General features: G+C 71.6%; 23 protein-coding genes. 12 read left to right on the top strand and 11 right to left on the bottom strand.

Annotated elements, in window-relative coordinates:
• Nucleotides 1–147: 147 nt before the first annotated feature.
• The 3 genes from dapF to miaA all read right to left on the bottom strand — a co-directional run bounded on the left by dapF (nt 148) and on the right by miaA (nt 2,739).
• Nucleotides 148–1,023: a diaminopimelate epimerase gene (gene dapF / locus LN251_RS23060; RefSeq protein WP_458246038.1), complete on the bottom strand. Its 876-nt coding sequence runs from the start codon at nt 1,021–1,023 to the stop codon at nt 148–150.
• A gap of 165 nt (nt 1,024–1,188) precedes the next feature.
• Nucleotides 1,189–1,692, bottom strand: coding sequence for a hypothetical protein (locus LN251_RS23055; RefSeq protein WP_458246037.1), 504 nt, complete (start codon nt 1,690–1,692; stop codon nt 1,189–1,191).
• A 108-nt stretch (nt 1,693–1,800) separates the two neighbouring features.
• Nucleotides 1,801–2,739, bottom strand: a complete 939-nt coding sequence (miaA, locus tag LN251_RS23050; RefSeq protein ID WP_458246036.1) for a tRNA (adenosine(37)-N6)-dimethylallyltransferase MiaA — start codon at nt 2,737–2,739, stop codon at nt 1,801–1,803.
• Nucleotides 2,740–2,922: 183 nt separating this feature from the next.
• Here miaA and LN251_RS23045 point away from each other — a divergent pair, with 183 nt between their 5' ends.
• Nucleotides 2,923–3,210, top strand: coding sequence for a hypothetical protein (locus LN251_RS23045; RefSeq protein WP_458246035.1), 288 nt, complete (start codon nt 2,923–2,925; stop codon nt 3,208–3,210).
• A 62-nt stretch (nt 3,211–3,272) separates the two neighbouring features.
• The gene (locus LN251_RS23040; protein ID WP_458246034.1) at nt 3,273–3,542 is read left to right on the top strand and encodes an antitoxin; all 270 of its coding nucleotides are present in this window, start codon (nt 3,273–3,275) and stop codon (nt 3,540–3,542) included.
• Nucleotides 3,543–3,641: 99 nt separating this feature from the next.
• Here LN251_RS23040 and LN251_RS23035 read toward each other — a convergent pair whose 3' ends face one another.
• From LN251_RS23035 to LN251_RS23025, 3 genes are all read right to left on the bottom strand, one after another.
• Nucleotides 3,642–4,355: a class III extradiol dioxygenase subunit B-like domain-containing protein gene (locus LN251_RS23035; protein WP_458246033.1), complete on the bottom strand. Its 714-nt coding sequence runs from the start codon at nt 4,353–4,355 to the stop codon at nt 3,642–3,644.
• 90 nt (nt 4,356–4,445) lie between these two features.
• Entirely contained in the window at nt 4,446–5,975 is a 1,530-nt protein-coding gene (gene miaB, locus LN251_RS23030) for a tRNA (N6-isopentenyl adenosine(37)-C2)-methylthiotransferase MiaB (protein WP_458246032.1), read from the bottom strand.
• 68 nt (nt 5,976–6,043) lie between these two features.
• Nucleotides 6,044–6,469 carry a plastocyanin/azurin family copper-binding protein gene (locus tag LN251_RS23025; RefSeq protein ID WP_458246031.1) on the bottom strand — a complete coding sequence of 142 codons (426 nt, stop codon included), beginning with the start codon at nt 6,467–6,469 and terminating at the stop codon, nt 6,044–6,046.
• Nucleotides 6,470–6,680: 211 nt separating this feature from the next.
• Here LN251_RS23025 and LN251_RS23020 point away from each other — a divergent pair, with 211 nt between their 5' ends.
• Complete coding sequence (locus LN251_RS23020; protein ID WP_458246030.1) at nt 6,681–9,590, top strand: SpoIIE family protein phosphatase; 2,910 nt, start codon at nt 6,681–6,683, stop codon at nt 9,588–9,590.
• Nucleotides 9,591–9,600: 10 nt separating this feature from the next.
• On the opposite strand, the gene LN251_RS23015 is transcribed toward LN251_RS23020, so the two are convergent.
• Nucleotides 9,601–10,005: a pyrophosphohydrolase domain-containing protein gene (locus LN251_RS23015; protein ID WP_458246029.1), complete on the bottom strand. Its 405-nt coding sequence runs from the start codon at nt 10,003–10,005 to the stop codon at nt 9,601–9,603.
• Nucleotides 10,006–10,102: 97 nt separating this feature from the next.
• Between LN251_RS23015 and LN251_RS23010 the strand changes: the two genes are divergently transcribed.
• Complete coding sequence (locus tag LN251_RS23010; protein ID WP_458246028.1) at nt 10,103–11,101, top strand: TAXI family TRAP transporter solute-binding subunit; 999 nt, start codon at nt 10,103–10,105, stop codon at nt 11,099–11,101.
• On the opposite strand, the gene LN251_RS23005 is transcribed toward LN251_RS23010, so the two are convergent.
• Entirely contained in the window at nt 11,091–12,494 is a 1,404-nt protein-coding gene (locus LN251_RS23005; RefSeq protein WP_458246027.1) for a sensor histidine kinase, read from the bottom strand. The genes LN251_RS23010 and LN251_RS23005 overlap by 11 nt on opposite strands.
• A gap of 9 nt (nt 12,495–12,503) precedes the next feature.
• Nucleotides 12,504–13,190 (bottom strand): response regulator transcription factor, encoded by a 687-nt coding sequence (locus LN251_RS23000; RefSeq protein ID WP_458246026.1) that lies wholly within the window; start codon nt 13,188–13,190, stop codon nt 12,504–12,506.
• A 286-nt stretch (nt 13,191–13,476) separates the two neighbouring features.
• Here LN251_RS23000 and LN251_RS22995 point away from each other — a divergent pair, with 286 nt between their 5' ends.
• From LN251_RS22995 to LN251_RS22960, 8 genes are all read left to right on the top strand, one after another.
• Nucleotides 13,477–14,253 carry an amino acid ABC transporter ATP-binding protein gene (locus tag LN251_RS22995; protein WP_249838086.1) on the top strand — a complete coding sequence of 259 codons (777 nt, stop codon included), beginning with the start codon at nt 13,477–13,479 and terminating at the stop codon, nt 14,251–14,253.
• A gap of 74 nt (nt 14,254–14,327) precedes the next feature.
• Nucleotides 14,328–15,167 carry a glutamate ABC transporter substrate-binding protein gene (locus LN251_RS22990; protein ID WP_458246025.1) on the top strand — a complete coding sequence of 280 codons (840 nt, stop codon included), beginning with the start codon at nt 14,328–14,330 and terminating at the stop codon, nt 15,165–15,167.
• Nucleotides 15,168–15,298: 131 nt separating this feature from the next.
• Entirely contained in the window at nt 15,299–15,964 is a 666-nt protein-coding gene (locus tag LN251_RS22985; RefSeq protein WP_458246024.1) for an amino acid ABC transporter permease, read from the top strand.
• Nucleotides 15,961–16,863: an amino acid ABC transporter permease gene (locus tag LN251_RS22980; RefSeq protein ID WP_458246023.1), complete on the top strand. Its 903-nt coding sequence runs from the start codon at nt 15,961–15,963 to the stop codon at nt 16,861–16,863. The genes LN251_RS22985 and LN251_RS22980 overlap by 4 nt, the downstream gene beginning before the upstream one ends.
• Before the next feature lie 180 nt (nt 16,864–17,043).
• Nucleotides 17,044–18,675, top strand: coding sequence for an FAD-dependent monooxygenase (locus LN251_RS22975; protein ID WP_458246022.1), 1,632 nt, complete (start codon nt 17,044–17,046; stop codon nt 18,673–18,675).
• 141 nt (nt 18,676–18,816) lie between these two features.
• Entirely contained in the window at nt 18,817–18,903 is an 87-nt protein-coding gene (locus LN251_RS22970; RefSeq protein WP_313960178.1) for a putative leader peptide, read from the top strand.
• A 92-nt stretch (nt 18,904–18,995) separates the two neighbouring features.
• Nucleotides 18,996–19,544: a cysteine dioxygenase gene (locus LN251_RS22965; protein ID WP_458246021.1), complete on the top strand. Its 549-nt coding sequence runs from the start codon at nt 18,996–18,998 to the stop codon at nt 19,542–19,544.
• On the top strand, nt 19,535–19,942 hold the full coding sequence (locus LN251_RS22960) for a rhodanese-like domain-containing protein (protein ID WP_458246778.1): 408 nt from the start codon (nt 19,535–19,537) through the stop codon (nt 19,940–19,942). Before LN251_RS22965 ends, LN251_RS22960 begins: the two co-directional genes overlap by 10 nt.
• 67 nt (nt 19,943–20,009) lie before the next feature.
• Here LN251_RS22960 and recX read toward each other — a convergent pair whose 3' ends face one another.
• Complete coding sequence (gene recX / locus LN251_RS22955; RefSeq protein ID WP_458246020.1) at nt 20,010–21,011, bottom strand: recombination regulator RecX; 1,002 nt, start codon at nt 21,009–21,011, stop codon at nt 20,010–20,012.
• Nucleotides 21,012–21,015: 4 nt separating this feature from the next.
• The gene (recA, locus tag LN251_RS22950; protein WP_458246019.1) at nt 21,016–22,140 is read right to left on the bottom strand and encodes a recombinase RecA; all 1,125 of its coding nucleotides are present in this window, start codon (nt 22,138–22,140) and stop codon (nt 21,016–21,018) included.
• Between the last annotated feature and the right edge of the window lie 24 nt (nt 22,141–22,164).

Below are 22,164 nucleotides of genomic sequence, written 5' to 3'. Positions count from 1 at the left end.
TCACCCATTCGAGCGACGGTTTCGAGGTTTACGGTTTCGCGCCACGGGACGGGCGGGCGTCCGTGCAAGTGAACGCCGGACAGCCGCCCCGGTAGTTGACTCCTGCACCACCAGGCGCGTCGGCCTACGATCCCAAGCCTCACCCGTTCAGGAGGCGAACGTTTCCAGCCAGTCGGAATCGATCTCCCCTTCGGCGACGATCACCGCCGGACCCGTCATCTCGATCTCGCCGTCGGGCCGTTCGGTGATCACGAGCGTCCCGCCGGGCACGTCGACGGTGTACGTGGCCGGCGTCCCGGTGACCGTCGGGTCGGCGCCGTCCCGGCGGGCGGCCGCCACGGCCACCGCGCACGCGCCGGTGCCGCAGGAGCGGGTCTCGCCGGAACCGCGCTCGTGCACGCGCAGGGCGACGTGGCCGGGGCCGCGATCGACCACGAACTCGACGTTCACCCCGTCCGGGTAGGCGGAGGCGGGACTGAACGGCGGCGGGGAGAACAGGGTGCCCGCGTGCGCGAGGTCCTCGACGAACGCGACCGCGTGCGGATTGCCCATGTTCACGTTCCGCGCGGGCCAACTGCGCTCGCCCACGCTGACCGTGACGTCTCCCTCGGGGAGCCGCGCCCTGCCCATGCCGACCGTGACGGCACCGTCCTTGGCGATGTGCACGCGCTTCACGCCCCCGCGCGTGGCCACCGTGAGGTCACCCTCGGCCACGTGGCCGGCGCGCTGCAGGTAGCGCGCGAACACGCGCACGCCGTTGCCGCACATCTCCGCGATCGAGCCGTCGCCGTTGCGGTAGTCCATGAACCACTCCGCCTCGGCCGCCATGTCCCGCGCCTCGGGGTGCGCGGCGGAGCGCACCACGTGCAGCAGGCCGTCACCGCCGATGCCCGCGCGGCGGTCGCACAGGGCGGCGACGGCGGCCGGGGGCAGGTCGAGGGCGTTCTCGGGGTCCGGGACGATCACGAAGTCGTTCTCCGTGCCGTGACCCTTGAGGAAGGCGATGGGCGTGCGCGTGCTCATGTCCCGATCGTACGGGAGGGCCGCGTGCAGACCGGGGCCGGTGACACGTGGGGGGGGCTGTGGTCCCGCGGATGTCCGCGGGCCGGGGAGGCGTGTTCGGACGCAGTCCCGCGGGCCCCGTGGGGGGCTGGTCGCGCAGTTCCCCCGCACCCCTGAAGGGGAGCTCTAGCGCAGCCGGGCCACGCGCCAGACCGCCAGGACGACCACCGCGGCGACCAGGACCACGTAGGCCAGGACGACCCGCCAGTCCGGTCTGCGGCCGGAGCCGCGCTGCGGGAACCCGGGCCACGTGTAACCCACGCGGCGCGCGGCCATCATGCCCCAGCCCGCCGCGCAGGAGCAGATCAGGAGCCCCAGCATGGCGATCACGGCCCCGCTGTCGCCGAAGTCGAAGGCGAGCGGGAAGGCGAACATCAGGGAGCCGACCGCGGCCAGGGCCACGATGGGCGCGAGCTGCCAGATGCGCAGCCGTCGCTGCGGACGCAGCTCGACCTCGACCTCCGGGCCGCCCGCGAACATCTCCTCGGGCTCGGGACCGTCTGCGGTCACACCGCCCTGGGTGTCGTCGGGCCCGTCGGGGCTCAGACGGTCCGCGTCCTGCTCCGGTGCACCGCTGACCGCAGTGCGGGGCTCGGTGCCTTGTGCGGTGTCGCGAGGGCCGGCCTCCATCGCCACGCGCCCTCCCAACTAGGACTCCACTTGGTCGATCGAAGCTCGATGATGGCACGGCGCCGGAGGCCCGGACGGCAGCCGGAGCGTCCCGATGCCATGACGTGATCAGGCTGTGACCGGTCGTTCGACCAACGCCAGTGCAAGGTCAGGAAGTTCTGTGAGATCCGCCGCACCCCCACTCAACCAGTGCACCCGCGGATCGCGCCTGAACCACGAATCCTGGCGGCGCGCGAAGCGTTTGGTGGCACGTACGGTCTCGGCCCGCGCCTCCTCCAGCGTGCACTCCCCCGCGAGCGCCGCGAGGACCTGCTGGTAGCCCAGCGCGCGGGAGGCCGTGCGCCCCTCGCGCAGACCCCGCGCCTCCAGCGCGCGCACCTCGTCCACGAGCCCCTCGTCCCACATGCGGTCCACCCGGCGGGCGATGCGCTCGTCGAGTTCGGGGCGGGCGACGTCCACGCCGATCTGGACGGTGTCGTAGACCGAGTCGTGACCGGGCAGGTTGGCGGTGAAGGGCTTGCCGGTGATCTCGATCACCTCCAGGGCCCGGACGATACGACGGCCGTTGCTCGGCAGGATCGCCTGCGCGGCCCCGGGGTCGGCGGCGGCCAGGCGGGCGTGCAGCGCGCCGGAGCCGCGCAGCGTCAACTCGTCCTCCAGCCGGGCCCTGACCTCGGGGTCGGTGCCGGGGAACTCCAGGTTGTCGACGGCGCCGCGGACGTAGAGGCCGGAGCCACCGACGAGGACCGGCCAGCGGCCCGCGGCGAGCAGGGCGTCGATGCGCTCGCGGGCGAGCCGCTGGTACTCGGCGACGGACGCCGTGACCGTCACGTCCCAGATGTCCAGGAGGTGGTGCGGAACGCCGCCGCGCTCCTCGGGCGTCAGCTTGGCGGTGCCGATGTCCATCCCTCGATACAACTGCATGGAGTCGGCGTTGACGACCTCGCCTCCCAGGCGCTGGGCGAGGAAGACGCCCAGATCGGACTTTCCGGCCGCGGTCGGTCCGACGACGGCGATGACCCGGGGGGCGGGGGGTGCGGTGCTCACCGGACCAGTCTCGCAAACCCTGAAGGGTCTCCTCGAACGAGTTGCGTGACGCTACGGGGCCGGGGTCGTTGCCCGTTGCGTGGTTCTCGCCGCCGGTCTCCGGGAGGCGGCGCTCCCGGTGGCGCAATCGGACGCACCGGGCACCGCGGGATTTCCCCCGCACGAGTAGCGTATGGAGTGGATATGGGCGTTTTCGCACGGCTACTTCGGAGGTCGAAGGTCACGGAGGAGGCGTCGTCCGTCGAGGTGTCGGCCGATGCACGGACGACCGGGCCCGAGGCGGAGGAGGCGGCAGAGGCGAAGGGGCCTGCCGGCACCGACGAGCGGACCGCGACGGAGTCCACGGAGCCCACGGCTGCCGAGGACGGCGAGGACGGCGAGGCCGGCTCGGACGTGGGTGTCGAGATCCCCCAGCAGCAGTCCGCCGAGGCGACGGCCGACAGCGAGGCCGGCGAGGGCGCCCGCACGTGACCGGGCCGCGCGCGAGTGTGCCGAGGGGCGCACCTGGCCCGGGCTGACGAGAAGGGCGGACCATGGGTCTCCTGCACCACCTGAAGGTCAGACTGTCCCCGGCGAAGGACAAGGTCTCGGGGCTCGCGCAGCAGCACGGGGGCACGATCGCGCACGGTCTCGACAAGGCCGCCAAGGCGGTCGACGAGAAGACCAAGGGCAAGTACAGCGACCGGATCCGGACCGGGACCGGCAAGGCCAAGGACGCCGTGGACCGACTCGCGCGCCAGGGCGACGCGGGCACGGGCGCCGGCACCACGCCGCCGGAGTCCCCCACCGAGCCGCCCTCCTGAACGACACGGCACACCGACGGACGGCCGCGGGCCCGAGGGGTCTTCGGCCGTCCGCCGTTTCCCGTCCGTGGCGCCGCCCTCACGACCAGGTGACCGCCCTCACGACCAGGTCGCCACCATGTACCCCACCCCGTACGGCGCGTCCTCGTACAGCAGCGCTCCGGCGAGGTCCGCGCCCTCGGCCGCGCCGGCGAGGACCTGCCAGGGGGCGCGGCCCGAAGCCTGCAACTCGTGGGCCAGGTCGGCGTCGAGCGCCTCGAGCGCCGCCACGTCGGCCGCGCCCAGCGCACGCGCCACGTCCGCGTCGAAGGGTGCCGCGCGCTCGTCGAGGTAGCCGGGCGCCTTCAGGGTGCGGCAGGCGCTGCCGTCGCCCATCACCAGTAGGGCGACCCGCCCGGCCCGGGCGGCGATCTCCCGTCCGGCCTCGACGCACCGGTCGGCCGCGAGCGGTTCTCCCACGCCGAGTCCCTCGATCGGGGCGTCGGACCACCCGGTCCGCTCCAGCAGCCAGGCGGCGACGGCGAGGGAGGGCGGAAGCTCACGCCCCGGCTCCCCGTCCCCGGCTCCGCCCAGCCGTACGTCGACCTCGACGCCGAAGCCGCGGAAGGACCCCGGCGTGCCCTCGGGGTGCGGGCCGCGCCCGCTGCGCCCCGCGGGCCCGATCACCACCAGCAGGTCGGGACGGGCGGCGGCGAGCACGCCGAGCGCGTCAGCGCACGCGGCACGCGCGCGGTCCAGTTCCGGAGCGGCGCCCGCGGCCACCTCCGGCACGAGGAGGGGCGGGCAGGGGCAGATGGCGGCGGCGACAAGCATGATCGGCAGGGTAACGCCGCGGCGGCGACGTCGGTCGCTCCCCGGCGCACCGCGTCACCCCGAGGCAGCGGCGTTCATCGGCGACCCCCGTCAGTCGCAGCCGCAGCCGCTGCCCGACGCCACCGGCAGCGGCTCGGGCGCGCCGATCCTCGGCAGGCCCAGCATCACGCCGGCGGGCTTGGCGGCCTCGGCGGCGTTGCGCTTCTCCCACGCGTCACCCGCGCGCGTGCGGCGCACGTCGAGGACGGCGCCCTCGGCGAGGAGGTGGTGCGGGGCGGCGTAGGTGATCTCGACGGTGACGACGTCGCCGGGGCGGACGTCCTGGTCGGGCTTGGTGAAGTGGACCAGGCGGTTGTCGGGGGCGCGGCCGGAGAGGCGGTGGGTGGCGCCGTCCTTGCGGCCCTCGCCCTCGGCGACCATCAGCTCCAGGGTGCGACCGACCTGCTTCTTGTTCTCCTCCCAGGAGATCTCCTCCTGGAGGGCGACGAGACGCTCGTAGCGCGCCTGGACGACCTCCTTGGGGATCTGGTTCTCCATGGTGGCGGCCGGGGTACCGGGACGCTTGGAGTACTGGAAGGTGAACGCCTGGGCGAAGCGGGCCTCGCGGACCGCGTGCAGGGTCTGCTCGAAGTCCTCCTCGGTCTCGCCGGGGAAGCCCACGATGATGTCGGTGGTGATCGCCGCGTGCGGGATCGCGGCCCGCACCTTCTCGATGATGCCGAGGTAGCGCTCCTGCCGGTACGAGCGGCGCATCGCCTTCAGGACCGTGTCCGAGCCGGACTGCAGGGGCATGTGCAGCTGCGGCATCACGTTCGGCGTCTCGGCCATGGCGGCGATGACGTCGTCCGTGAAGTCGCGCGGGTGCGGGGAGGTGAAGCGGACGCGCTCCAGGCCCTCGATCGTCCCGCAGGCCCGCAGCAGCTTGCTGAACGCCTCGCGGTCGCCGATGTCGGAGCCGTAGGCGTTGACGTTCTGCCCGAGCAGGGTGATCTCGGAGACGCCCTCGCCGACCAGGGCCTCGATCTCGGCCAGGATGTCGCCGGTGCGGCGGTCCTTCTCCTTGCCGCGCAGGGCCGGGACGATGCAGAAGGTGCAGGTGTTGTTGCAGCCGACGGAGATCGACACCCAGGCGGCGTACGCGCTCTCGCGCCGCGTCGGCAGGGTGGAGGGGAACGCCTCCAGCGACTCGGCGATCTCGACCTGCGCCTCTTCCTGCACGCGCGCGCGTTCCAGCAGCACCGGGAGCTTGCCGATGTTGTGCGTGCCGAAGACGACGTCCACCCAGGGCGCCTTCTTCACGATGGTGTCCCGGTCCTTCTGCGCCAGACAGCCGCCGACCGCGATCTGCATGCCGGGACGGGACGCCTTCCTGGGCGCTAGGCGGCCGAGGTTGCCGTACAGACGGTTGTCGGCGTTCTCCCGGACCGCGCAGGTGTTGAAGACGACGACGTCGGCGTCGCCGTCGGAGCCCTCGGGGGCGCGCACGTAGCCGGCGTCCTCCAGCAGCCCGGACAACCGCTCGGAGTCGTGGACGTTCATCTGGCACCCGTAGGTGCGCACTTCGTAGGTCTTGGGTGACTGAACGTCCACTGCCGGGCTCCGGTCGCTGCTGCTGGTCATGCGTCAAGGGTAGGCGGTCCCCGGAGGCGCCCGTCCGCCCCTTGCGCAGCTCGCCGGGCGGGGCGCGCTCAGCCGACCTTGAGGTCCGTCTTCATGCCCAGCTGCCGGTGTCCGTCCACGGGGCAGTAGAGCTCGTACGTTCCCTTCTTCAGAGTGACCGTCACGGACGTGTTCTGGCCGCTGGAGATGTTCTTGGTCCGCACGTCGGAGACACCGGGGCCGTCCACCTCCAGGGCGTGCGTGGTCGTGCCCGCGTTGTCGGCGGTGAAGGTGTAGGTGCCCGGGGTGAAGGAGTTGCGGGAGAGTTTGAGGGCGAACTCGGTCTCCGTCACCGTGACCTTCGTCCCCGAGCCGGCCTTGGCCGCGCCGGTGCTGTCCGAGGCCTTCCCGCCACCGCCACCGCCGCTGGAACAGGCGGCGACGAGGAGGGCGGCGGAGAACGCCAGCGCCGTCGTGCGGAATGCCGTTCGTGCGGTCTTCTTCGCGATCACCATGTGGCTCATCCCCTTCGGAGGCACCCGCCACCCGCCGGGCTTGTCCCGATCTGGAGCGAGAGGACCCCTATGAGGGATACGCACCGATGGGTCGTGATGTTCAGGCGGCGGCCGTTCCGGTGAGACCCGTCGGCGGCCCGGCGACGGGAACCTGGCGTCAGGAATCACCGAAAGAGGTTTCGGACGAAAACGGGAACGATAAGTTCCCCTCATGAACGCGCGGCTCGCTCTTCTCGGCACGGTGGCTCCCGGAGTCACGGAGAGCGAGGTGTTCCGGCTGGCGCTCCAGCACGCGGTGGGTGAGCTGGGCGCGCTCGGCGGGGTCGTCCATCTGCGCGGCCCGATGTCCGCGCTGCGCCTGGTGTCCTCCGTCGGCCTGCCGGCCGCCCTGATCCGCTCGTGGGAGATCGTCGACCAGGAGGGCCCCCTGGCCCCGGCTCGCGCACTGCGGCAGGGCGGCGGTGTCTGGGTACCGCTGGAGTCGGCGGCCTCCGGGCCGCCGCAGGAGTGGCCCGGTACCGGTCACGCCGCCCTCCCCTTGTTCAGCGGGAGCCGCGGCATCGGCGCCCTGACGGTCCTGATGGGTGAGCGGGGTGCTCCCAGACCGGAGCAGTGGGAGTTCCTGCGGGCCCTGGTCGCCTGGGCCGAGGACCGCATGGCCAAGGCTCCGCCGCCGAGCGGGCCCGAACGGTCGGAGCCGACCGGCGAGCGTCTGCGGGACGCCCTGAAGGAGGTGCGGGTCGGCTCCTGGGACTGGGACATCCGCACCGGTGCCCTGATCTGGGACGAGGCGGCGCTGGAGCTGTACGGCACCCGGCCGGCCGAGTTCACGGGCAGGATCGAGAACTGGATGCGGATCGTCCACCCCGACGACCTGGCCCCGACCCTGGCGGCCGCCCAGCGGGCCATCGCCGACGGCACGGTCTACGAGGCCGAGTACCGGGTACGCCGCCTGGACGGCACGTACGGCTGGACCCAGGCCCGCGGCCGGGCCACGTACGACGAACGCGGCGAGCCGCTGCGGATGGTCGGCGTGGGCTGGGAGAGCAACGAGTCGCGGCGGACCCGGGACGCGCTCAGCAGGGCCCTGCGGCACATGAGCGACGGCTTCCTCGCGGTGGACGACCAGTGGCGGATCACCTTCGCGAACCTGGAGGCCGAGCGGCTGCTGGGCTTCTCCGAGGAGCAGATGTTCGGCCGTCTGCTGTGGGCCCTGCCCTCCGTCCGCCGGATACCCGGCCTCAAGGCCCGCTGTCTGCGGGCCGCCGCCGAGGAGAGGCCGGCCGGCTTCGATGTGCACCTGCCGGAGACCGGGCAGCGGTTCCACCTGCGGGTGGTGCCCGGGCCGGACGGGCGCACGCTGTACTTCCAGGACGTCACCGAGAAGCGGCGGCTGGCGGAGGAGCGCCAGTCGGCCGAGCGGTCCGCAGCCGAACGCGCCCTGCGCATCGCCGAGTTGACGGCCGAGCTCGCCAAGGCGACGACCTCCCAGGACGTGGTGGACGCGGTGGCCACACGCGTGCTGCCGCCGTTCGCCGCGACCGGGCTCATGGTGCAGGTCATCGAGGGCGACCGGCTCCACCACGTCGGCGCCGTCGGCTACCCGGACGACTTCCTCGATTCCGTCGACGGCCGTCTCCGCTCGCCCATGGACCCCGGCTGGGACCCGGCCGAGTCCGACACCCCGCTGTTCCTGTCCTCCGTCGAGGAGTTCGCCGCGCGCTACCCGGATATGGCCGACCTGCCGGGGCGGGCCGGCAAGCAGTCCTGGGCGTTCCTGCCGCTGACGGCGTCCGGGAACACCTTCGGCGTGTGCATCCTGTCCTTCGACCGGCCGCGGCGGCTCACCGACGAGGAGCGCGCGCTGCTGACCACGATCAGCGCGCTGGTGGCGCAGTCCCTGGAGCGGGCCCGGCTCTACGACGCCGAGCACACCCGGTCCCGCGAACTCCAGCGCAGCCTGCTCCCCCAGGAGCTGCCCGACCTGCCCGCATGCACGGCCGCCGCCCGCTACCTCCCCGCCGGGCAGGGCGCCGACGTGGGCGGCGACTGGTACGACATCATCCCGCTGTCCGGCGGGCAGGTGGCGCTGGTCGTCGGCGACGTCATGGGCCACGGCCTGCCGGAGGCGGCCACCATGGGCCGGCTGCGCACCGCCGTGCACACCCTGGCCGACCTCGAACTGCCGCCGGGCGAGATCCTGGGCCACCTCAACGACATCGTCGCCGGGATGGGCGAGGCGTCGTACGCCACCTGCCTGTACGCGCTCTACGACTCCACCACCGGGCGCTGCTCGCTGGCCCGCGCCGGGCATCCGCCGCCCGCCCTGGTGCGTCCCGACGGCACCGTGCACTTCCCCGAGCCGGACGCCGATCCGCCGCTCGGGGCCGCGGAACCGCCCTTCGAGACGGTCGAGCTGGAGGTGCCCGAGGGCAGCCTTCTGGTGCTGTACACCGACGGCCTGGTCGAGTCGGCGAAGCGGGAGATCGACGAGGGCATGGCGGAACTGGCCCGGCTGCTGGGCACCGCCCACCGGGACGGCACGGCCACGGACCTGGAGCGGCTGTGCGACACGCTGACGGCCGGTCTGCTGCCGCCCTCGCAGCAGGCGGCCGACGACGCGGCGTTCCTCGTGGCCCGGCTGCACGCCCTGCCGGCGGACCGGATGGCCTCCTGGCCGCTGCCCCAGGACCCGCGGGCGGCCGGTCTGGCCCGCCGACACGTCCGCGAGCAGCTCGCCGCCTGGGAGCTGGACGACCTGGTCCCCACCACGGAACTCCTGGTCAGCGAGCTCGTCGGCAACGTCGTCCGGCACGCCAGGGGCCCGGTCCGGCTGCGGCTGCTGCACGGCGCCGAGCTGATCTGCGAGGTCTACGACGGCAGCCAGACGATGCCGCGCATCCGCCGGGCGTCGGAGACCGACGAAGGAGGCCGGGGACTGCAGCTGATCGCGGCGCTGACCGGCCGGTGGGGTGCGCGCTACACCCCGACCGGGAAGTGCATCTGGGCCGAGCAGCCGCTGTCCGCCCCCGCGGGACAGGGCGAGCAGTCACTCGACGCGACGGAGCTGCTCTTCCTGGACGCGGCCGGCCTCGACGGCGACTGGGACGCCTGGACCTGAACCCCGCGGCTCACTGCCCGCCCGGTATCCAGCCCTGCCGCCGCAGCACCCCGGACACGTCCGGCGCCCGGTAGTGCTCCCCTTTGAGGACCTTGCCGTCGGCGCGGCGGGCGATGCTGCCGTCGGGGCCCAGCTTGGTCATGTTGGAGCGGTGGATCTCGGCGATGACCGCGTCGAGGTCGATGCCGTGCACCAGGGCCGTGCCGTACGCCACGTAGACCACGTCGGCCAGTTCGTGGGCGAGCCGGTCGAGCGGTCCGGTCACCGCGACCTCGGCGACCTCCGCGGCCTCCTCGGCCAGCAGTTCGCCGCGGTGGGCGGCCAGCGCGGGCGACACCTCGGTGGGCGTGGTGCGGGCGTCCAGACCGAAGGCGAGGTGGAACCGGCGGACCAGGTCGGCGGGCGATGAGCTCATACGGCGACTGTAGCGATCGCCACTGACCGTCACGTCCGCTCCCTTCTGCCGGCTCCGCCCTGGTCAGCAGCGCGTCCCGGCTGGCAGGATCGCCCGCATGTCCCACGTCTTCCACCGCATCGGCAGGCACCGGGCCCTGCAGGGCGCGGCCGCCGGCCTCGTCGTCCTCGGGCTGCTGCTGTGGTGGCTGCTGCCGCTGGGCGAGGACCCGCCGAGCGGGACGATCAAGTTCAGCACCGGGGCGGAGGCCGGGGTCTACCAGCAGTACGGCGGGCTGCTGAGCAACGCGTTCGACCGGGACATGCCGCAGCTCAAGGTGCGGCTGCAGACCAGTGACGGCTCGCAGCAGAACGTCCGGCGGGTGGCGACCGGCACATCGGACTTCACGATCGCCCAGGCCGACGCGGTGGAGACCTACGAACTCGGCCACGGGCCGGGGGCGGCCCGGCTGCGCGGTGTCGCGAGGCTGTACGACGACTACGTCCAGCTCGTCGTGCCCCGCGACTCCCCCGTCAGGTCGGTCGCGGACCTGCGAGGCAGGAAGGTGGCGATAGGGCCGCCCCGCTCGGGCGTACGGCTGATCGCCGAACGCGTACTGAAGGCGGCGGGCATCGACGCGCGCAAGGACATCACCCCCTTCGCCGACGGCATCGACGAGGGACCCGAGAAGCTGAAGAAGAGGGACATCGACGCCTTCTTCTGGTCGGGCGGAGTGCCCACGAGGGGCCTGGCGAAGCTGGCCGACGGCCTCACCTTCCGGTTCGTGCCCATCAAGGCCGATCTCGTCGCCAAGCTGCACGCCCAGGGCGGCGCCGCCCACTACTACCGCGCCACCAACATGCCGGAGTCGGCCTATCCCAGCATCCAGAACGGGATCGCCGTGCCGACCATCGCGGTCGCCAACCTCCTCGTGACACGCGACGACGTGGACACCCGGCTCACCGAGTGGGTGACCCGCACCGTGATCAAGAGCCGGGACGTCATCGGCAAGGAGGTCCACTCCGCGCAGCTCGTGGACCTGCGCACCGCGATCTACACCGACCCGCTGCCGCTGCAGGAGGGCGCCCGGCGCTACTACCGCTCGGTCAAGCCGTAGGACCGTTCCTCGGCACCGACACCGTCACCGTCAGCCCGTGCGGCTCGTGGTGGTCGTAGGAGATCGAGCCGCCGCCCGCCTCGAGCAGGGCGCGCGAGATGGACAGGCCGAGGCCGGAGCCCTTGATGTTCTGGTGGCGGCCGCTGCGCCAGAAGCGGTCGCCGACGCGGGCGAGTTCCTCGTCGGTCAGGCCAGGGCCGTGGTCGCTGACGACGACGGTCGAAATGCTGCCGTTCGAGGCGACCTTCACCTCCACGCTCTGGTCCTCCGGCGTGAACTTCAGCGCGTTGTCGATCACCGCGTCCAGGGCGCTGGAGAGGGTGACGGGGTCGGCCCAGGCGGTGGTCGGCGGGCAGTCGCCCACCAGATGTACGCCCTTGGCGTCGGCGGTCGGGGTCCAGGCGGCGACGCGCTCGGCGGTCAGCGCGCCGATGTCGGTGACCCTCAGGTCGGCCTCGGTGTGCTCGGCCAGGGCCAGGTCGAGCAGGTCGTCGAGGACCTCGGCGAGGCGCTTGCCCTCGGTGCGGACCGACGCGATCTCCTCGTTGTCCTCCGGCAGTTCCAGCGCGAGCAGTTCGATGCGCAGCAGCAGCGCCGAGAGCGGGTTGCGCAACTGGTGCGAGGCGTCGGCGACGAAGGCGCGCTGCTGCTCCAGCACGTCCTCGACGTTGTCCGCCATCTCGTTGAACGCCCGGGCCAGCCGCCTGAGTTCCGGTGGCCCGCCGGCGGCCGCGACCCGGGACTTCAGCCGCCCGCTGGCGATCTCGTGCGCCGTGGCGTCGAGCACCCGCACGGGTTTGAGCACCCAGCCGGTCAGCCGCAGGGCGGCGCCGACGGCCAGCAGCATCGCGGCGATCTCGCCCGCACCGATGATCAGCCAGCCTTGCAGGATCCGCGAACGCAGCGGTCCCGTGGGCGAGTCGGTGACGACGACCGCGACGACGTCGCCGTCCCGGATGACCGGCGAGGCGACGACGAGGCGGTGGCGCTGCCAGGGCCACACCTGTTTCGGGTCATGGCTGCGGCGGCTGAGCTTCGCCTCGTCGAACGCGTCGCGCACCTCGCCGGAGCCGGGCAGGAAGAAGTCCGACGGCGCCTTTGCCATGGGGATGTCGGTGCGGCAGAACACCCCGGCTCGGATGCCGTAGACGCCGTAGTAGTTGGTGAGTTCGCTGCCGAGGGTCTGCAGGCGTTCGTCCGTGGAGGTCCGCGTCGAGCTGCAGGCGTCGGTGACGAACTGGGCGAGGGCCGCGAAACGCGCGGTGTCGTCGATCCGGTCGACGACCACCTTCTGCTGCTGGGCCGCGGCGACGCTCACGGCGAGCGGGATGCCGAGCGCGAGCAGCACGGCCGCCATCAGGACGATGAGCAGCGGGAGGAGTCGGGTACGCACCCGTGCACGCTACGGGGAGGGGGCGACGAGCCGGTAGCCGACGCCGCGTACGGTCTCGATCAGGGCCGGCATGCGCAGCTTGGCGCGCAGGGAGGCGACGTGCACCTCCAGGGTGCGTCCGGTCCCCTCCCAGCTGGTGCGCCACACCTCGCTGATGATCTGCTCACGGCGGAAGACCACCCCGGGGCGCTGCGCGAGCAGGGCGAGCAGGTCGAACTCCTTGCGGGTCAGCTGCACGACCGAACCGTCGACGGTGACCTGGCGCGTGGGCAGCTCGATGAGCACGGCACCGAGGCGCAGCGTGCTGTCCTCGCCGGAGCCGGCGTCCTCGTGGACGGTGCGCCGGCTGACGGCGTGGATCCGGGCGAGCAGCTCCCCGGTGTCGTACGGCTTGACCACGTAGTCGTCGGCGCCGAGGTTGAGGCCGTGGATGCGGGAACGGACGTCGGAGCGGGCGGTGACCATGATCACCGGGGTGCTGGTGCGCTTACGGATCTTGCCGCACACCTCGTAGCCGTCCTGGTCGGGCAGGCCGAGGTCGAGCAGGACGACACCGAAACCGTCACCCTCCGGGACCAGCGCCTGAAGGGCCTCCTCGCCGCTGCGCGCGTGCGTGACGTCGAAGCCATGCCGTGCCAGAACCGCCGAGAGTGCGGCGGCGACATGGTTGTCGTCCTCGACGAGGAGCAGTCTCATCCGGGCCCCCTTCGGTTCATCGGCCGTACGAACAGGATGGATAGGAACGCGCGCCCACACGCGTATGCGTCAAGGCAGTCACGCTGATGGACGAGGACGCAGTCAAGTGGGTTCCGGTTGCGCCAGGCTTTAGTTACCCGGCCGATATGCGCCCTGCTCCAAGTGCTACGACACGTGTCCGATTGCTATCGGATCGTGATGCTCAGATTCCCCTCAGATGTAATGACGCTGGTGGAACGGGGTCACTACTGTCCTCCGAAACCGAGGAGGACGGAGCCCGATAGCGATGACCGAAGTATCGGTGGCCAAGCAGGACGTGGCCGCGACCGGCGAACTGGTCGTCCTGAAGAGCGTCAACAAGCACTTCGGCGCGTTGCACGTACTCCAGGACATCGACCTGACGATCGCACGCGGCGAGGTCGTCGTGGTCATCGGGCCCTCGGGGTCCGGTAAGTCCACGCTGTGCCGCACCATCAACCGTCTGGAGACCATCGACTCGGGCACGATCGCCATCGACGGCAGGCCGCTGCCCCAGGAGGGCAAGGAGCTCGCCCGGCTGCGGGCGGACGTCGGCATGGTCTTCCAGTCCTTCAACCTCTTCGCGCACAAGACCGTGCTCGAGAACGTGATGCTCGGCCAGATCAAGGTCCGCAAGGCCGACAGGAAGAAGGCCGAGGAACGGGCCCGCACCCTGCTCGACCGGGTCGGCGTGGCAGCGCAGGCCGACAAGTACCCCGCGCAGCTCTCCGGCGGTCAGCAGCAGCGCGTCGCCATCGCACGCGCCCTGGCCATGGACCCGAAGGTGATGCTCTTCGACGAGCCGACCTCGGCCCTCGACCCCGAGATGATCAACGAGGTCCTCGAGGTCATGCAGCAGCTCGCCCGCGACGGCATGACCATGATCGTCGTCACGCACGAGATGGGCTTCGCACGATCGGCCGCGAACCGCGTGGTGTTCATGGCGGACGGCCGGATCGTCGAGGAGGCTGCGCCCGACCAGTTCTTCAGCAACCCGCGCAGCGACCGTGCCAAGGACTTCCTGTCGAAGATCCTGCACCACTGACGGCCCGCCCCTCCGCCCACGACGGCCCTTCTCTCCGACGGCCTTCTCTTTTCACCAGCCAAAGGATGTTCATCATGAAGCTCCGCAAGGTCACCGCCGCCTCGGCCGCCGTCCTCGCCCTCGCCGTGGCCGCCACGGCTTGTGGGTCCAGCGACAACAACGACGGCGGTTCCTCCGGGGGCGGCAAGAAGATCAAGATCGGCATCAAGTTCGACCAGCCCGGTCTCGGTCTGAAGGAGCCCAACGGCACCTACTCCGGCTTCGACGTGGACGTGGCGACGTACGTGGCGGGCAAGCTCGGCTACAAGCCCAGCCAGATCGAGTGGGTCGAGACCAAGAGCGCCGACCGTGAGAACGCGCTGCAGCGCGGCGACGTCAAGTTCATCGCGGCCACGTACTCGATCACCGACGAGCGCAAGCAGAAGGTCGACTTCGCCGGCCCGTACTTCCTGGCCCACCAGGACCTGCTGGTCAAGAAGGACTCCACGATCACCAAGGGCACGGACCTCAACGGCAAGAAGCTGTGCTCCGTGGTCGGCTCCACCTCGGCCCAGAACATCCAGAAGACGATCGCCCCCAAGGCGAACCTGAAGACGAACAGCGGCTACTCGGAGTGCGTCGCCAGCCTCCAGAGCGGGGCCGTGGACGCGCTGACCACCGACGACTCGATCCTCGCGGGCTACGCGGCGCAGGACAAGTACAAGGGCCAGTTCAAGCTCGCCGGGCTCAAGCTCAGCAACGAGAACTACGGCATCGGCGTGAAGAAGGGTGACACCGCCACCCTCAACAAGATCAACGACGCCCTCAAGAGCATGGTCAGCGACGGCACCTGGGAGAAGGACGTCAAGAAGAACTTCGGCCCGGCCCAGTACCAGTACGAGCCGGCGCCGAAGATCGGCCAGATCGTCAAGTAAGGCACGGGCCCGGACCCCCGGCCCCGCAGGGACCCTGGGCGCGCCGCCGCCCGCCGCGATCACGGCGGCGGCGCGCCCGGCACAGGGCCTCGCCCTCCTCGTACGCCACACACCCGGAAGCGCGGGAGATCGTGTTCGACTTTCTTCATGGTTATGACGTCCTGGGGGCGTTCTGGATGACGGTGAAACTGACCGTCGTCTCCGCCCTGGGCTCCCTGGTCTGGGGCACTCTCCTGGCGGCGATGCGGGTCAGTCCGGTCCCCCTGATGCGCGGATTCGGCACCGCCTACGTCAACATCGTCCGGAACATCCCCCTGACGGTCATCATCGTCTTCAACTCGCTGGGTCTCGCCGACATCTTCGGCGTGACCATGGGCGCGACCGACTTCAAGATCCAGGGCTTCCGGCTGGCGGTGCTCGGTTTCGTCGCCTACACCGCGGCGTTCGTCTGCGAGGCGGTGCGCTCGGGCATCAACACCGTGCCCCTCGGACAGGCGGAGGCGGCCCGTGCCATCGGGCTGAGCTTCAGCCAGACCCTGCGCCTCATCGTGCTGCCGCAGGCGTTCCGTTCGGTCATCGGCCCGCTGGCCAACGTCCTGATCGCGCTGACCAAGAACACCACGGTGGCGGCCGCGATCGGTGTCGCCGAGGCCGCGGCCCTGATGAAGACGATGATCGAGAACGAGGCCCAGACGCTGCTCATCGGCGCGGTCTTCGCCCTCGGCTTCGTCGTACTGACCCTTCCCACCGGCCTGATCCTCGGCTGGCTGGGCAAGCGACTGGCGGTGAAGCGATGAGCTCCGTTCTCTACGACACCCCCGGCCCCCGGGCCAAGCGGCGCAACGTCGTCCTCTCGGTGGTCTTCGTCCTCCTGCTCGGCCTGGTGCTGTGGTGGGTCTGGCAGAAGATGGACGACAAGGGCCAGCTGAAGTGGAGCCTGTGGGAGCCGTTCACCACGTCGGAGGCGTGGACGACGTATCTGCTGCCGGGCCTCGGCAACACCCTGAAGGCCGCCGCGCTGTCGATGGTCATCGCCCTTCCACTGGGCGCTTTCTTCGGCATCTCACGCCTGTCCGACCACCGGTGGGTGCGCGGACCGGCCGGCGTCGTGGTCGAGTTCTTCCGCTCGATCCCGGTTCTGCTGCTGATGCTGTTCGCGAACGAGTTCTTCGCCCGCTCCACGAACGTCACCACCGAGGATCGGCCGCTGTACGCGGTCGTCACCGGTCTGGTGCTCTACAACGCCTCCGTCCTCGCCGAGGTCGTCCGCGCGGGCATCCTCGCCCTGCCCAAGGGCCAGACCGAGGCCGCGTACGCCATCGGCCTGCGCAAGGGCCAGACGATGACCAGCATCCTGCTCCCGCAGGCGGTCACGGCCATGCTGCCCGCCATCGTCAGCCAGCTCGTCGTCATCGTGAAGGACACCGCGCTGGGCGGCGTGATGATCGGCTACACCGAACTGCTGAACGCCCGCAGCACGTTCGCGGCCAACTACGCCAACGTCATCCCCAGCTTCATCGGCGTGGCGATCATCTTCATCGTGGTGAACTTCATCCTCACCAGCTTCGCGAGCTGGCTTGAGGGCAGGCTGCGCCGCAGCAAGCGGAGCACGGGGGCGGTCCTGTCGGAGGACCAGGTGGAGATGAACCCCGCCGCGGTCGGCGGCGGTTTTGGGACCGGCGCGTCCTCCGTATGAGCTGATGATCACTCAATTGGCTTGACCCACATGGAGGCAGTGGCGTGATCGCCACTGCCTCCGTCACTTGACGCAAACAACGACAATGGGTTGCATACGTTCTGTGATCGTGCACCCTGCTCCGACTTCCTGTTCACATACGTCCCTCAGGACACCATCGCGGGCAGGGGGCGCCGCGCCGTGGACCCGGTGATCATCGTCGGAGCGGGGCCCGTCGGGCTCACGCTCGCCCTGGCGCTGGCGCGTCAGGAGGTGCCCTCCGTCGTATTGGACGAGGGCCCCGGCAAGGACGAACCGCGTCCGGCGCGCACGGTCGTGCTGCGCGAGGACACCGCCGCCCTGATGCAGCGGCTGACCGGTCTGCCGGTCGACGAGGCCGGCGCGCGCTGGACCGGATGGCGGTCGCTGCGGCGCAAGCAGGTGATGCGCGAGATCACCTTCGACGACGACACCGACCCCGCTCCCCTGCACATCGCCCAGCACGTCCTGACCGGCGCCCTGCGCGAGTCCCTGGCGGGCGAACCGCTGGTCGAGATCGCCACCGACAGCCGCGTCGACACCGTCGAGCAGGAACCCACGGGCGTCACGGCCCACACCCGCGGCCCGAAAGGCACATGGTGGCGCGGCAGTTACCTGGTCGGCTGCGACGGTGTCCGCTCCACCGTGCGCAAGCTCCAGGACATCCGCTTCCCCGGCCGTACCGCGGTGGAGCGACACGCCGTGGCGGCGTTGCGCGCGGACCTTCCCTTCGAGGGGGCGTTGCTCCATCGGATGCCGCCGTGGCGGACGTCCGGGCCGTCGGGCGGGGAGATCACCGGGCGCCCGTTGCCGGACGGGGTGTGGCGCCTGGACTGGCTGCTGCCACCGGGCAAGGACCTGGTCACGCCCGAGCTGCTGCTGGCCCGCATCCGGGAGACGCTGGCCGGCTGGACCGGGGGCTCCACACCGCCGTACGAACTCCTCGACACCGGCGTCCACACCGTCCACCACCGGCTCGCCCGCCGATGGCGGGCCGGCCGGGTCTTCCTCGCCGGGGACGCCGCGCACCTGCTGGGCGCGCTCGGCACCCAGGGGCTCGACGAAGGGCTCAGGGACGCCGACAACCTCGCCTGGAAGCTGGCCCTGGCCTGGCACCACGGTCCGCACGAGGCGCTGCTCGACAGCTACCAGGCGGAACGGCGCGGCGCTGTCGCCGCCCGGCTGCGCGCCGCCGACCAGGTGCTGCCGCTGCTGCGCGGCGCCGGAGCACTGCGCGCCTACGTCCCCGGCTCCGCCCGGGGCGCCGACGCACTGCTCACGGACGGTCACCTCGGGCGCGGGGCACTCGGCGCGCCGGGGGCATACGCCCTCTCGCCGCTGGCGCCCCGGCATCTGGAGGGCGAGGTGCCGGTCGACACGGAGCCCGGCGCGCCGGTCGCCGACGTGCGGGTGACCGCGGAGGACGGCACCTTCGTCCAGCTGCGCGACCGGCTCGGACGCGGAGCCCTGCTGGTCGTCCTCGTCGCGCCGGGCACGGGCGTGTGGGACCGCAAGCACTGGGTGACCGCCGGCGTCATGCCCCGCCTGGCGGCCGCCGTGGCCGCACTGCCGCACCCGGCCGAACTGCTGGTCGCCGAGAGCTACCCGGGTGCCGCCGCGCACTCCGTCCTCCTCGTACGCCCCGACGGCCACCTGGTCACCGCCTTCGGCGGGGTACGCCCGGCCGACCTGTACGCGGCGGCGGAGGCGACACTGGGCGACCCGGCGAAGACGGAGGCCGATGCGGGGTCCGAGGCGGGAGCGGGGGCGGGGGCGAGCGCGGGGGCGCGGTGAGGGACGCGGGCATGCGCTGAAGTGGGCGCGGGCGTGCACCGACGTCGAGCCGGTGGCGCGCCGCGGGGCTCGCCGTCACTGTGCGGTCCACATAGTGACGGTGAGTTGACCGGCCCGCACCGCCATGGTCTACTCCCGACCATGACCGACACCTGTGTGCGCCTGTGGCGGAGGGTCCATATGGACCTCGTCCGCTACGCGGGCTGCGTGTGTCGTCCGTCCTGCTGAATTCGCGTCCCTCTTCTTCTCGCGCGCGCCGCTTTCGAGCTGTTCCGGAGCCGCCGCGCGCTCTCCGCGAACACTTCTCAGGACGGTGCCCCGTGTCTGTCTCCCCTTCTGTCCCCGTGCCTACGACGGCTTCGGCGGCCTCGGTCTCCGCGCCGACGCAGGCCGACCTCCTCGACTTCGTGCGGCGCACGGCCGCCGACGCCGAGCTGATCGCCTCACTTCCGCTCGATCCCGAGGGCCGCACCTGGGTGCGCCTGGTGGGGCCCGGCGGCAGCGAGGCCTGGCTGATCGGCTGGCCGCCCGGGACGGGCACCGGCTGGCACGATCACGCCGAGTCCGTCGGCGCCTTCGTCACCGCGGCCGGTGAGCTCAAGGAGAACGCACTCGCCGCCCGACTGCCCGCCGACGGCTGGCGGACCCTTGAACTCGCCGACGACGTGGACCGGGAACGCCGGCTGCCGGCGGGCAAGGGACGCTCCTTCGGCCGCCACCATGTGCACGAGGTCCTCAACGAGTCCACCGACCGGCACGCGATCTCCGTCCACGCCTACTACCCGCCGCTCCCGCAGATCCGCCGCTACAGCCGCGTGGGCCAGGTCCTACGGCTGGAGCAGGTCGAGCGTCCGGAGGACTGGCAGTGAGCGGCGCGAACGAACGGCCCGTGGGCATCGACGAGTTGCTGGAGCGGGTCCGCGAGGGGTACGAGCGGATCGGGCCCGAGGAGGCGTACGCCGCCGCGCGGGCGGGCGAGGCCGTACTCGTGGACATCCGGTACGCGGCCCTGCGGGAGCGGGACGGCCTGATCCCCGGCGCGCTCGTCGTCGAGCGCAACGAGCTGGAGTGGCGGCTCGACCCCCAGGGCAGCCACCGCCTCCCCGAGGCCACCGGCCACGATCTGCGCGTCGTGGTGATCTGCAACGAGGGCTACGCGTCGAGCCTCGCCGCCGCATCGCTGCACACCCTGGGGCTGTCTCGCGCCACCGATCTGATCGGGGGCTTCCAGGCGTGGAGGGCGGCGGGGTTGCCGGTGACATCGTAGGGGCAGGGCCGGCCCGGAGCTCCGGGGGACGATCGGACGGCACCCGGGGCGAGGAGTCGCGCCCCTGTCAGTACCCCTCGTCTCCCAGGAACTCCGTGTCCTCCCCCTCCTCCTCCAGCGCCTGCCGGACGACGCGCAGGGCCATGCCCTGGGAGTAGCCCTTGCGGGCGAGCATGCCCGCAAGGCGGCGGAGGCGCTTGTCGCGGTCGAGCCCGCGAGTGGAGCGCAGCTTGCGGGCGACGAGTTCGCGCGCGGTCTCCTCCTCCTGCTCGGAGTCGAGCCGGGCGACGGCCACGTCGATCAGCTCGGAGTTCACGCCCTTGGTGCGCAGCTCCTGAGCGAGGGCCCGCCGGGCAAGCCCGCGGCCATGGTGCCGGGACTCCACCCAGGCGTCCGCGAACGCGCTGTCGTTGATCAGCCCGACCTCCTCGAATCGCGACAGCACTTCCTCGGCCGCCTCGTCCGGGATCTCCCGCTTGCGCAGGGCGTCCGCGAGCTGTTTGCGCGTGCGCGGAGTCCCGGTGAGCAGGCGCAGGCAGATCGCCCGTGCCCGCTCCACCGGGTCCGCGGGCGGCTCCTCCCGCTCGGCCCTCGACAAGGAGGAGGAACCCCCGTCCTCACCGAACGGCTCTCCGCCGCGTCGCCCGCGACGCCCTCGGGAGCCGCCCGCGCCACTGGTCCGGCCGCCTCGGCGGCGCGGACCTCCGTCGGCCGAGGCCACCTCGTGCCCAGCGTGCCCGGACCCCGCCGGGCCTTCACCCGGCCACTCCCCGCCGTACGAACCCTCGCCGTACCGACCGTCCCCGTACGAACCATCCGCGTACGGACCGTCCCCGTACGGGCTATCTCCGTCCGACGACTTCCCGCTGCCGTACGACGACTTCCCGCTGCCGTACGACGACCCCGTTCCGTACGCGCCGGCGCGGCCGTGTCCCCCGTCCGCGTCCTGCCACGTCCCTTCCCCGTCCGCCTCGCCGCCCGGACCGGCAAAACCCCCGTCGTCTCTCCCACCCCGACCGCGTGGTGCGTCGGGGTGGGTGTACTCCGCCCAGTCGGTTCGCCGTGTCACGGGATCAGCTCTTGACGGCCGGGGCCTTGGCCTTGGTCGCCTTGGCCGCCGGTGCGGGCACCGTCTTCGCGGCGTCGTCCGCGGCAGCGCCGGCCGCGGCGTCCACGCCCGGCTCCGCCGTCGGCTCCTCCGGCCGCACGCCCACGCCGAGCTTCTCCTTGATCTTCTTCTCGATCTCGTTGGCCAGGTCGGGGTTGTCCTTCAGGAAGTTGCGCGCGTTCTCCTTGCCCTGGCCGAGCTGGTCGCCCTCGTACGTGTACCAGGCGCCGGCCTTGCGGACGAAGCCGTGCTCCACGCCCATGTCGATCAGACCACCCTCGCGGCTGATGCCCTGGCCGTAGAGGATGTCGAACTCGGCCTGCTTGAAGGGCGGCGCGACCTTGTTCTTGACGACCTTGCAGCGGGTGCGGTTGCCGACCGCCTCCGTGCCGTCCTTCAGGGTCTCGATGCGACGGATGTCGATGCGCACCGAGGCGTAGAACTTCAGCGCCCGGCCACCGGTCGTGGTCTCCGGCGAGCCGAACATCACGCCGATCTTCTCGCGGAGCTGGTTGATGAAGATGGCGGTGGTCTTGGACTGGTTGAGCGCGCTGGTGATCTTCCGCAGTGCCTGGCTCATCAGACGGGCCTGCAGACCGACGTGGCTGTCGCCCATCTCGCCCTCGATCTCCGCGCGCGGGACGAGCGCGGCGACGGAGTCGATGACGATGAGGTCGAGGGCACCGGAGCGGACCAGCATGTCCACGATCTCCAGGGCCTGCTCGCCGTTGTCCGGCTGCGAGAGGATGAGGTTGTCGATGTCGACGCCGAGCTTCTTCGCGTACTCCGGGTCGAGGGCGTGCTCCGCATCGACGAAGGCCACCTGGCCGCCGGCCTTCTGCGCGTTGGCCACCGCGTGCAGGGTCAGCGTGGTCTTACCGGAGGACTCCGGTCCGTAGACCTCCACCACACGGCCACGCGGCAGGCCGCCGACGCCGAGGGCGACGTCGAGCGCGGTCGACCCGGTGGGGATGACCTCGATGGGCTCGTTCGGCCGCTCGCCGAGGCGCATCACGGCGCCCTTGCCGAACTGCCGTTCAATCTGTGCGAGCGCGGCATCCAGGGCCTTCTCGCGGTCGGTTCCTGCCATGGGTTCCACCCGATTTGCTTGAGT

The organism is Streptomyces sp. MAI_2237 (genome assembly GCF_054189285.1).
The sequence above is the reverse complement of the archived record's forward strand: the minus strand, read 5'-3'. Positions and strand labels throughout refer to the sequence as shown.

Excerpts from the sequence above, each read along its gene's own strand:
- dapF (WP_458246038.1), bottom strand. The coding sequence starts at position 1,023 with ATGAGCACGCGCACGCCCATCGCCTTCCTCAAGGGTCACGGCACGGAG.
- LN251_RS23055 (WP_458246037.1), bottom strand. The coding sequence starts at position 1,692 with ATGGAGGCCGGCCCTCGCGACACCGCACAAGGCACCGAGCCCCGCACT.
- LN251_RS23045 (WP_458246035.1), top strand. The coding sequence starts at position 2,923 with ATGGGCGTTTTCGCACGGCTACTTCGGAGGTCGAAGGTCACGGAGGAG.
- LN251_RS23040 (WP_458246034.1), top strand. The coding sequence starts at position 3,273 with ATGGGTCTCCTGCACCACCTGAAGGTCAGACTGTCCCCGGCGAAGGAC.
- LN251_RS23035 (WP_458246033.1), bottom strand. The coding sequence starts at position 4,355 with ATGCTTGTCGCCGCCGCCATCTGCCCCTGCCCGCCCCTCCTCGTGCCG.
- miaB (WP_458246032.1), bottom strand. The coding sequence starts at position 5,975 with ATGACCAGCAGCAGCGACCGGAGCCCGGCAGTGGACGTTCAGTCACCC.
- LN251_RS23025 (WP_458246031.1), bottom strand. The coding sequence starts at position 6,469 with ATGGTGATCGCGAAGAAGACCGCACGAACGGCATTCCGCACGACGGCG.
- LN251_RS23020 (WP_458246030.1), top strand. The coding sequence starts at position 6,681 with ATGAACGCGCGGCTCGCTCTTCTCGGCACGGTGGCTCCCGGAGTCACG.
- LN251_RS23015 (WP_458246029.1), bottom strand. The coding sequence starts at position 10,005 with ATGAGCTCATCGCCCGCCGACCTGGTCCGCCGGTTCCACCTCGCCTTC.
- LN251_RS23010 (WP_458246028.1), top strand. The coding sequence starts at position 10,103 with ATGTCCCACGTCTTCCACCGCATCGGCAGGCACCGGGCCCTGCAGGGC.
- LN251_RS23000 (WP_458246026.1), bottom strand. The coding sequence starts at position 13,190 with ATGAGACTGCTCCTCGTCGAGGACGACAACCATGTCGCCGCCGCACTC.
- LN251_RS22995 (WP_249838086.1), top strand. The coding sequence starts at position 13,477 with ATGACCGAAGTATCGGTGGCCAAGCAGGACGTGGCCGCGACCGGCGAA.
- LN251_RS22990 (WP_458246025.1), top strand. The coding sequence starts at position 14,328 with ATGAAGCTCCGCAAGGTCACCGCCGCCTCGGCCGCCGTCCTCGCCCTC.
- LN251_RS22980 (WP_458246023.1), top strand. The coding sequence starts at position 15,961 with ATGAGCTCCGTTCTCTACGACACCCCCGGCCCCCGGGCCAAGCGGCGC.
- LN251_RS22970 (WP_313960178.1), top strand. The coding sequence starts at position 18,817 with ATGACCGACACCTGTGTGCGCCTGTGGCGGAGGGTCCATATGGACCTC.
- recA (WP_458246019.1), bottom strand. The coding sequence starts at position 22,140 with ATGGCAGGAACCGACCGCGAGAAGGCCCTGGATGCCGCGCTCGCACAG.